Annotated in this window: 10 protein-coding genes; 8 read left to right on the top strand and 2 right to left on the bottom strand. The window is 36.8% G+C overall.

The window, feature by feature from the left end; all coding sequences use genetic code 11:
• The first annotated feature begins 1 nt into the window (after nucleotide 1).
• Genes porX through accD form a run of 5 tightly spaced genes read left to right on the top strand, consistent with a single transcriptional unit; the run spans nucleotide 2 to nucleotide 4,210 of the window.
• Entirely contained in the window at nucleotides 2–1,561 is a 1,560-nt protein-coding gene (porX, locus tag ACSSV9_RS04310; protein ID WP_437345999.1) for a T9SS response regulator signal transducer PorX, read from the top strand.
• A gap of 2 nt (nucleotides 1,562–1,563) precedes the next feature.
• Nucleotides 1,564–2,007 (top strand): tRNA (adenosine(37)-N6)-threonylcarbamoyltransferase complex ATPase subunit type 1 TsaE, encoded by a 444-nt coding sequence (gene tsaE / locus ACSSV9_RS04305; protein WP_437345998.1) that lies wholly within the window; start codon nucleotides 1,564–1,566, stop codon nucleotides 2,005–2,007.
• Nucleotides 1,997–2,659, top strand: coding sequence for a tRNA (adenosine(37)-N6)-threonylcarbamoyltransferase complex dimerization subunit type 1 TsaB (gene tsaB, locus ACSSV9_RS04300; RefSeq protein WP_437345997.1), 663 nt, complete (start codon nucleotides 1,997–1,999; stop codon nucleotides 2,657–2,659). The genes tsaE and tsaB overlap by 11 nt, the downstream gene beginning before the upstream one ends.
• Nucleotides 2,643–3,371, top strand: coding sequence for a DUF1573 domain-containing protein (locus ACSSV9_RS04295; RefSeq protein ID WP_437345996.1), 729 nt, complete (start codon nucleotides 2,643–2,645; stop codon nucleotides 3,369–3,371). Before tsaB ends, ACSSV9_RS04295 begins: the two co-directional genes overlap by 17 nt.
• Nucleotides 3,371–4,210: an acetyl-CoA carboxylase, carboxyltransferase subunit beta gene (accD, locus tag ACSSV9_RS04290; RefSeq protein WP_437345995.1), complete on the top strand. Its 840-nt coding sequence runs from the start codon at nucleotides 3,371–3,373 to the stop codon at nucleotides 4,208–4,210. The genes ACSSV9_RS04295 and accD overlap by 1 nt, the downstream gene beginning before the upstream one ends.
• Here accD and ACSSV9_RS04285 read toward each other — a convergent pair whose 3' ends face one another.
• Both ACSSV9_RS04285 and ACSSV9_RS04280 read right to left on the bottom strand, forming a co-directional pair.
• A complete protein-coding gene (locus ACSSV9_RS04285) occupies nucleotides 4,211–5,365 on the bottom strand; it encodes a cysteine desulfurase family protein (RefSeq protein ID WP_437345994.1) in 1,155 nt (384 codons plus the stop codon). It lies immediately after the preceding gene.
• A 15-nt stretch (nucleotides 5,366–5,380) separates the two neighbouring features.
• Nucleotides 5,381–6,148: a biotin--[acetyl-CoA-carboxylase] ligase gene (locus tag ACSSV9_RS04280; protein WP_437345993.1), complete on the bottom strand. Its 768-nt coding sequence runs from the start codon at nucleotides 6,146–6,148 to the stop codon at nucleotides 5,381–5,383.
• Between the two features lie 228 nt (nucleotides 6,149–6,376).
• Here ACSSV9_RS04280 and ACSSV9_RS04275 point away from each other — a divergent pair, with 228 nt between their 5' ends.
• The 3 genes from ACSSV9_RS04275 (at nucleotide 6,377) to ACSSV9_RS04265 (ending at nucleotide 9,219) form a co-directional block, all read left to right on the top strand.
• Nucleotides 6,377–6,811, top strand: coding sequence for an Hsp20/alpha crystallin family protein (locus ACSSV9_RS04275; RefSeq protein WP_437345992.1), 435 nt, complete (start codon nucleotides 6,377–6,379; stop codon nucleotides 6,809–6,811).
• Between the two features lie 64 nt (nucleotides 6,812–6,875).
• Nucleotides 6,876–8,786: a molecular chaperone DnaK gene (gene dnaK / locus ACSSV9_RS04270; RefSeq protein WP_437345991.1), complete on the top strand. Its 1,911-nt coding sequence runs from the start codon at nucleotides 6,876–6,878 to the stop codon at nucleotides 8,784–8,786.
• Between the two features lie 34 nt (nucleotides 8,787–8,820).
• Nucleotides 8,821–9,219, top strand: coding sequence for an Hsp20/alpha crystallin family protein (locus ACSSV9_RS04265; protein ID WP_437345990.1), 399 nt, complete (start codon nucleotides 8,821–8,823; stop codon nucleotides 9,217–9,219).
• Nucleotides 9,220–9,250 lie beyond the last annotated feature (31 nt).

Genomic DNA, 9,250 nt, shown 5'->3' with positions numbered 1-9,250 from the left:
AATGAGACCCAGTAGAATTTTATGGATCGACGATGAAATTGAGCTTCTGAGATCGCACATAATATTTCTTAATGAAAAAGGTTATGAAGTTGATACAGTTACCAATGGAAATGATGCAATCAACCAGGTGAAATTGAAAAATTACGATCTGATTTTTCTCGATGAAATGATGCCCGGTATGGGTGGACTGGAAACACTTGCCAGAATAAAAGAAATCAATCCGGATATTCCAGTTGTGATGGTAACAAAAAGCGAAGAGGAATCTCTAATGAACGAAGCCATCGGAAGCAAAATTTCGGATTATTTAATTAAGCCGGTGATCCCTTCACAGGTTTTAATGGTTTGCAAAAAAATGCTCGAAAAGAAAAAAATATCCGGTGAGTTTGTCGCAAAAGACTATCTGGAAGATTTCAATTCGATTACGAGAATTTTGATGAACGAACCAAATTACGACGATTGGATCGACATTAACAATAAACTAATTTATTGGGATATGGAACTCGATATTCATCCTGAAGTCGATCTACGTCAAACTCTAAACGAACAAAAAAAAGAATGCAATCGAATCTTTTCCAGATACATCGAAAAAAATTACAGGCATTGGCTTGAAGAAGAAAACGCTCCAGTTTTAACAAATCGAATCCTCGAAAAATCGCTCATACCTCAAATCGAGGCCGAAGGCAATCCTGTCTTTCTTTTCGTTATCGACTGCTTAAGAATGGATCAGTGGCTTGTTATGGAAAAACACCTGAAAGATTATTTTAGTATTAAAAAAGAGTATTATTTGTCGATACTACCGACTGCCACTCCCTATGCTCGTAATTCGTTGTTCGCCGGATTATTTCCATCGGAAATTGAAAAATTTTACCCGGCACTCTGGAGTACCGGCAACGACGACGAAAGAAGTATGAATAAATATGAAAAGGAGTTGCTCGAAAATCTTCTTAAAAGAAAAAAAATAAAACTAAAAAATGACCTTCAATACATTAAAATTATAGATCCCGAAGTTGGAAGAACATTTGAACAAAATGTACTCTCATATAAAAATACACATTTAACCGCAGTGGTTGTAAATTTTCTCGACATGATTGCCCACGGTCGCTCAGATTCACAAATACTAAAAGAAATTGCCCCCGATGAATCTGCATATAGATCGCTTACTGAAAGCTGGTTCAAATATTCGTATCTTTTTAACGCTTTGAAAGCCATTTCGAATATTCCAAAAGTTAAAGTAATAATAACAACTGACCACGGAAGTATAAGAACAATGCGTGGTGCTAAAGTACTCGGTGATCGAGAAGCCTCGACAAATTTAAGATTTAAATTCGGAAGGAATTTAAAAGTGGACGATAAACATGCCATCTACATTAAAGATCCGTCTGACTACCGCTTGCCTAAAAGAGGTGTTACTATCAGTTATATAATTGCAAAAGAGGATTACTACTTCGTTTATCCAACTGAATATCATAAATATTTGAGCTACTATAAAGATAGTTTTCAACACGGAGGTATTTCGATGGAAGAAATGATTTTGCCTCTTGTAACACTCGAGAATAGATAAAAATGAAACTCCCGTACGAAAAAATAGTAAATTCCGAATCCGACACGTGCAGTGTTGCTGCGGAGTTTGTTAAATTACTTAAACCCGCTTCAATAGTAGCAATGAAAGGCAACTTGGGCGCAGGCAAAACATTTTTTGTAAATTGCGTATGTAATAATTTGGGAATAATAGACCAAACTTCGAGTCCAAGTTTCTCGTTAGTAAATATTTATGAAGGTCAATTTCGAATCTATCATTTCGATTTTTACAGAATTAAAAAAATAGAAGAACTTTATGACATCGGTTTCGAAGATTATCTGAATGACGATAACTCAATTATCTTTATCGAATGGGCTGACCTGTGGAGTGAAATTCTCCCTGAAAATTATCTGGTTGTGGAAATTAATAATGTCGACGAAAAAGAAAACGGAAAAAGAATAATTAAAATCTACGAGAATGAGAAATAATAATCCGATACTGGCCATTGAAACCTCTGGCGAAGTGTGCAGTGTTGCTTTTTACAACAATGACATCGATACGTTTGAATTAAACTTTCTGAGAAAAAATATTCATTCAGAAAAAATTTTCAATATGATTGAATATTGTCGTGCAAATTTTGGAACCCAGCTTTCCGATATCGATTCAATCGCCATATCTTATGGACCAGGTTCTTTTACAGGGCTGAGAATTGGAATGACAGTTGCAAAATCAATTGCAATGGGATTGAAAAGGCCAATTATTCCAGTACCTACTTTCGATGCAGCTGCGCTTCAATTAACTCTGGCTCTACCCGAGAAAATGAAATTCTGTATTCTAAAAAAGGCAAGCATTAACGATTTTTATTACGCAAAATATTTATCCGATGGAAATACTTATCAGGCTGTTGACAACTTGCAATTAATATTGAAAGAAGAAGTTGAAAAAAAAGTTTCAGATGCAGATATTGTGTACGCCGATAATAATAATTTATTGTTTGCAAAAAAAATAGTGGCTCCAACGGCTTATTACGTTGCTAAATGGGCTAATGAGTACGGGAAAAAGGTTACGGATTTTGATTACCTCGAACCTTTGTATTTAAAAAAATTTATAACCAGGGAAAAAAATGAAAAGAGTGATTAATCTATTTTGGCTATTACTTTTATTTACAGGCATAATAATAGCACAGGAAAAAGCTCCAAAGATATTTTCGCCTGAACCGGAGTTTGATTTCGGTGAAATAATTGAAGGGGAGACAGTTGAACATGAATTTGCGATTATGAATAAAGGGGAAGGGAAACTTGTAATTGAAAGCGTACGTGCCTCATGTGGTTGCACTGCGGCAATGCCAACTAAAAAAGAACTTGAAGCGGGCGAAAGCGCAAAAATAAAAATAAAATTCGATTCAAGAGGGAGATACGGACAACAATACAAGCATGTCTATGTTTTTTCGAACGATCCCGAAAATTCGTATCTAAAACTTACATTCCGTGCCAATGTTGTGGCAAAGCTGTCAAATCAAAATCCTGAATCGGCTCCTAAAATTAAGCTCGAAAAAAACATAATTGATTTCGGAGAAATAGAAGAAGGTTCAGTAAAAGAAGCAACAGTAAAAATTAAGAATGCCGGCAAGTCGAAACTTGAAATAAGAAATATAAAAAGTTCTTGTGGTTGCACAGCGGTTTTAATATCTAATCCTGTTATCGAACCCGGTAAAGAAATCGGAATGAAAGTAAAACTCGACACCAAAGGAAGAGAGGGCGAACTGGTAAGAACAGTTGTTTTATTCACAAACGACCCTGATAATCCGAAACAAGTAATTACCGTATCCGCAAAAATAATTAGGAAGAGCTGATGCCCTGGTTCAAAAGAAAAAAAGAAAATATTTCGCCCGAAAGTAAAAAGACCGATATTCCCGACGGACAATGGTCAAAATGCAACGACTGCGGTGAAATTATACACAATAGACAACTGGAATCTAATTTGTGGGTTTGTCCGAAATGCAATTATCATTTTAGAATCGGAAGCGACCAGTATATTTCCATTATTCTTGACAAAGGAACATTTAAAGAATATGACAAAAAGATGATTTCAGCTGATCCACTTCAGTTCGAGGACACAAAAAAATATACCGACCGTATTAATGAGACGATTAAAAAGACCGGTTTGAATGACGCAGTTAGGACAGGAACGGGAAAAATTAACGGTATCAAATCAGCGATAGCGGTGATGGATTTTCGTTTTATTGGTGGAAGTATGGGATCGGTAGTGGGTGAAAAGATCGCACGCATCACAGATGTTGCCTATCAAGATAAAATTCCGCTCATAATTGTTAGTCAGAGTGGTGGGGCAAGAATGATGGAAGGTGCATTTTCGTTGATGCAAATGGCTAAAACAAGTTCACGCCTGGCCAGATTGTCTGATGCAGGGATCCCCTATATTTCAGTTTTATCGGATCCTACAACAGGGGGAGTTACTGCAAGTTTTGCCATGTTGGGCGATGTGATCATAGCCGAACCGAAGGCTTTAATTGGATTTGCAGGACCGCGTGTTATTAAACAAACAATTGGAAAAGATCTGCCCGAAGGATTTCAACGCTCCGAGTTCCTTTTAGAAAATGGCTTCCTCGATTTTATTGTTAATCGAAAAGAGCTAAAAGATAAACTAACATTGTTAATTGAATATTTAACCTGATTACTTTCGAAACTTTTTTAGTAGTCTTGAAATTATTTCAAGTGTGTATTCGATTTCTTCGATAGTGTTTTGACTTCCGAATGAAAATCGTATAGTGCCGATTACATCTTCATATTTCATGCCTGTGCTAAGTAAAACATGAGAAGGTTTAAGAGTGCCTGAAGTACATGCAGCTCCGCTCGATACGGCTATTCCATTTATATCGAGATACATCAGAATTGCTTCTGTATCGTTGTTGTAAAAATCAGATAAAAGAGTAATGCTCGTGATGAAAGGGAACTTATGTGGTTCTCCGTTGACAATAAAACTATTGTCGTTCAATGATTTTAAGCCTTCGAGAAATTGTCTTTGTAGAAATTCTGCATGTTCATAATTCTCTTTCATTTCTTTTGAAGCAATTTTTACAGCTTCGGCAAATCCAACAATTGCAGGGACGTTTTCCGTTCCACCTCTTCGATTCCTCTCCTGGGCACCACCATATATTAAAGGTGAAATTGGAGTGCCCGATTTGACATACGCAAACCCGATTCCTTTCGGACCTCTTATTTTGTGTGCAGATGCAGTGAAGGCATCAACACCTAATTCCTTAACATCAATAGTAACTTTTCCAAAACTCTGAACCCCATCTGTGTGCAAATAAACATTCGCCGGTTTTTGATCTGATAGCTTTTTTATGTTGTTAATAATGCCGGTTTCGTTATTAATATGAATGATTGAGATCAACGACGTATCATTGTCTATTAATCCTGCAACATTTTCAACTGGAACAGCAGTAGTTTTCTCGAGGGCAGATTTACGGATTATAAAACCTTCTGATGCCAGTTTATCGCATGTTTCAAGTACTGAATGATGTTCGGACAACGATGTAATTATGCTTTTTTTGCCAGATTCGATGTATTCCGTTTTGCTGATTCCTGACAGAACAAAGTTATTAGCTTCGGTTCCAGAACTGGTAAAATAGATTTCGCCAGGTTTGCAATTAATAAATTGGGCGATAATTTCGCGTGCTTCTTCGACAGCAACACGAGCTTTCCTCCCAAATGAATGAATTGAAGAAGGATTTCCAAAATATTCATTCAAATAAGGAATCATTTTTTCAATTACTCTGGGATCAGTTGGAGTAGTTGCTGCATTGTCCAGATATATTTTTTTCACTTAGTTGCCTTTCGCTTATCTTAGACTTACATCCCCATAATGAATTTTTTCAATTTTGTCTGCTGTCTTTAGCATTAAATATCCTTCCTCGTCAATATCGTCAAAAACTCCCACTAAAGTTTTATTATCCTGAATAATCTTGACTTTTTCGCCTATCATTTTGCAGCGCTCACGCCAGTCGTTCAAAATTTTGTCTGTATTTTCAAATGCTGTAAAGAGTAGATTTTCGAATATATTTAATACTTCACTCAGGAGGCGTTCACGGCTAACGATCGATTTAAATTCCTTTCTAACTGAAGTCGGTTGGATCTCGAATTTACCTGGAAAATTTGGCTGATTTACGTTGATGCCAATTCCCACTACAAGCTTTTCGATTTTTTTCCCTTTCGATACCGATTCGAGCAGTATGCCAGCTATCTTTTTTTTATTTACCAAAATATCATTAGGCCATTTCAATTCAATGTTTAGCTGATATAAATTTTCAAGCGCCTGTGCCACCGAAAGGGAAGAGAGTAGATTAATTATATTGATCTTTTTTTCAGGATAATTTTGTTTGAGTAATATCGAAAAAGTAAGATTTTGTGCGGCATTGCTTATCCATTCTCGATTTTTTCTCCCTTTACCGCGTGTTTGATACTCAGCCATTAATACAGTACCATGCTGATCAAAATCCTTTGATTTCAAAAGTAGGTCGTTTGTCGACTCAACTTCGTCACAATAAACAAAATTTCGTCCAATTATTTCTGTGTCGAGCTTAATATCGAATTCTTCAATATTAAACACTTTATACCTCCGTAATTTCTTGTGAATTTTTGTCGGCCATTTTTGCCATAATTACAAAATATGTTCAATTCTGACTGTTATCTGTCATAGTTACAGAAATTGTTAACTTATACGAAAATTCTCGTAACTTATTATATTTCAATAAATTGCGTAATATTTTATGTTTGGCACATATCTTGAGCAGTATAAAACGAAAATATGTAAAACCAATAAAAGGAGGTGATAACTATGACACTCGTAAAATTTGAACCGTTGAAAGAACTCGAAACCTTACATGACAGAATACAGAGATATTTTGAAGATTTCACCAACTTCGGTTTTACATTTGCCGATAATTTTAATCCTCGTATTGACATTTCTGAAGATAACGAATCAATTAATGTAGTTGCCGAAATTCCCGGCGTTAAAAAAGAAAATGTAAAAATTACTTTGCAAGATAACATTTTAACGATAGAAGGTGAAAAGAAAAAAGAAGAAGAAAAGAAAGAAAAAAATTATTATCGCTCCGAGCGTGTATTCGGTAGCTTCAAGAGGTCATTTACGCTTCCGGCAGATGTTGATACCGACAATGTTGAGGCTAAATTTGAAAATGGAATGCTCAGCATCAAAATGAAAAAATTGAATCCAAAGCCAAAGAAAGAAAAAGTAATAGAGTTGAAGTAATTCACTTCAACTCTATTTTTTCTTATGGTAATTACTAAAACATTAAAAACAAGAGGAGAATAAAATGGGAAAAATTATTGGAATTGACCTGGGTACTACAAATTCGTGTGTCGCTGTAATGGAAGGCAACGAACCAGTAGTAATACCAAATTCTGAGGGTGGAAGAACTACTCCTTCTGTAGTTGCATTTACTAAAAACGGTGAAATTCTGGTAGGACAGCCTGCAAAACGACAGGCTATAACAAATCCGAAGAATACCGTTTTTTCAATTAAACGCTTTATGGGAAGACGCATCGATGAAGTTCAACAGGAAATAAAAGAAGTCCCGTATGAAGTTACTGGTTCGGAGAATGGTTCGGCACGTGTTAAGATTGGAGATCGACTTTATTCTCCGCCCGAAATTTCTGCCATGATTTTGCAGAAGATGAAAAAAACTGCAGAAGATTATCTCGGACAGGAAGTTACAGAAGCTGTTATTACTGTGCCTGCATATTTTAACGATGCTCAAAGACAGGCCACGAAAGACGCAGGCGAAATTGCAGGACTGAAAGTTAAAAGAATTATAAACGAGCCTACTGCCGCTGCTCTGGCTTATGGTCTCGATAAAAAACATAAAGACCAATTGGTAGCAGTTTATGATTTAGGTGGCGGTACATTCGATATTTCGATACTTCAGATTGGCGAAGGTGTTTTCGAGGTTAAATCGACTAATGGTGACACACATCTTGGTGGAGACGATTTCGATCAACGTTTAATCAATTACCTTGCAGACGAATTCCAGAAACAAGAAGGAATTGATCTCAGGAAAGATCCGATGGCTTTGCAACGCCTGAAGGAAGCTGCTGAAAAGGCTAAAATTGAACTTTCTTCGTCAGCTCAAACAGATGTAAATTTACCGTTCATAACTGCAACTCAAGATGGTCCTAAACATCTTAACATCACAATTACAAGGGCAAAATTTGAACAGTTAATTGACGATCTAATTCAAAGGACAATAGAGCCGTGTGAAAAGGCGATGAAAGATGCTGGTGTAACTCCTTCGCAAATTGACGAAGTTATACTTGTAGGTGGTTCTACACGTGTTCCAAAAGTACAGGAAATCGTCAAGAAAATATTCGGAAAAGAACCTCATAAAGGAGTTAATCCAGACGAAGTTGTAGCTATTGGAGCTGCAATTCAAGGAGGCGTACTTGCAGGCGACGTTAAAGATGTTCTCTTGCTTGACGTTACTCCGCTTTCACTTGGTATTGAAACCCTGGGCGGTGTAATGACAGTATTAATACCTGCAAATACGACAATTCCAACACGCAAGAGTGAAATATTCTCGACGGCTTCAGACAATCAGCCTTCTGTAGAAATCCACGTGCTGCAGGGTGAACGTCCGATGGCTGCCGACAATAGAACTCTCGGGCGATTCCATCTCGATGGAATTCCGCCAGCACCACGAGGAGTTCCTCAGATTGAAGTTACATTCGATATTGATGCAAACGGTATTTTGCATGTATCCGCAAAAGACAAAGCAACAAATAAAGAGCAAAGTATACGTATTACATCATCAAGTGGTTTGACAAAGGAAGAAATCGAAAAGATGAAGCAAGAAGCCAAAGCTCACGCAGCCGAGGATAAGAAAAAGAAAGAAGCCGCCGAAGTTAGAAATAACGCAGATAATCTGATATTCCAGACGAAAAAGCAGATTAATGAATTGGGAGATAAATTGTCACCCGACAAGAAAAGCAGGCTCGAAAGTGAAATTCAGAAGGTCGAAGACGCTTTGAAATCTAATGATGTCAATCAAATTAAATCAGCTACAGACAGTCTAACAAAAGTTTGGAACGAAATTGCTCAAACACTCTATCAGCAGCAAAGCCAGCCTGGCGCTCAACAAACACCAGGTGATGGTAGTGCCAAAGCAGAATCAAAAACGGAAGGTAATGTTGAAGACGCTTCGTATGAAGTAGTCGATGATGATAAATAAAAAAGTTTAATAATAAAAAAAGGAGGTGATAACTATGGCAGAAACAAAAGATGTAATGGAAGTTCAGAGCCAGACCCAGAAGAGCTGGGAAGAAGCACTTGAAAAAGAATCGTGGGTTGCTCCCTTAGTTGATATTTACGAAACTGATAACGATTTTTATCTCAATGCTTATTTACCCGGCGTTTCAAAAGAGAATCTTAAAATTAAACTTGAAGACGAACAACTCATAATTATGGGTAGAATCAATTTCGATGAAGCAGTAAACAGAAAATACGTTTTGAAAGAAACCGAAACTGGCAATTTCTACCGCAGCTTCAAAATTGGCGATTCAATCGACGAATCGAACATTGAAGCTCGTCTCGAAAACGGTATACTCGAAATCAAACTGCCGAAACACGAAAGGATAAAACCCAGAACAATTGAAATAAAATAAGATTTAAAAAGGCTGCTTCAAGCAGCCTTTT

It is taken from the genome of Melioribacter sulfuriphilus (assembly GCF_051488685.1).
GTDB lineage: Bacteria > Bacteroidota > Ignavibacteria > Ignavibacteriales > Melioribacteraceae > Melioribacter.
The sequence above is the reverse complement of the archived record's forward strand: the minus strand, read 5'-3'. Positions and strand labels throughout refer to the sequence as shown.

Excerpts from the sequence above, each read along its gene's own strand:
- porX (WP_437345999.1), top strand. The coding sequence starts at position 2 with ATGAGACCCAGTAGAATTTTATGGATCGACGATGAAATTGAGCTTCTG.
- tsaE (WP_437345998.1), top strand. The coding sequence starts at position 1,564 with ATGAAACTCCCGTACGAAAAAATAGTAAATTCCGAATCCGACACGTGC.
- tsaB (WP_437345997.1), top strand. The coding sequence starts at position 1,997 with ATGAGAAATAATAATCCGATACTGGCCATTGAAACCTCTGGCGAAGTG.
- ACSSV9_RS04295 (WP_437345996.1), top strand. The coding sequence starts at position 2,643 with ATGAAAAGAGTGATTAATCTATTTTGGCTATTACTTTTATTTACAGGC.
- accD (WP_437345995.1), top strand. The coding sequence starts at position 3,371 with ATGCCCTGGTTCAAAAGAAAAAAAGAAAATATTTCGCCCGAAAGTAAA.
- ACSSV9_RS04275 (WP_437345992.1), top strand. The coding sequence starts at position 6,377 with ATGACACTCGTAAAATTTGAACCGTTGAAAGAACTCGAAACCTTACAT.
- dnaK (WP_437345991.1), top strand. The coding sequence starts at position 6,876 with ATGGGAAAAATTATTGGAATTGACCTGGGTACTACAAATTCGTGTGTC.
- ACSSV9_RS04265 (WP_437345990.1), top strand. The coding sequence starts at position 8,821 with ATGGCAGAAACAAAAGATGTAATGGAAGTTCAGAGCCAGACCCAGAAG.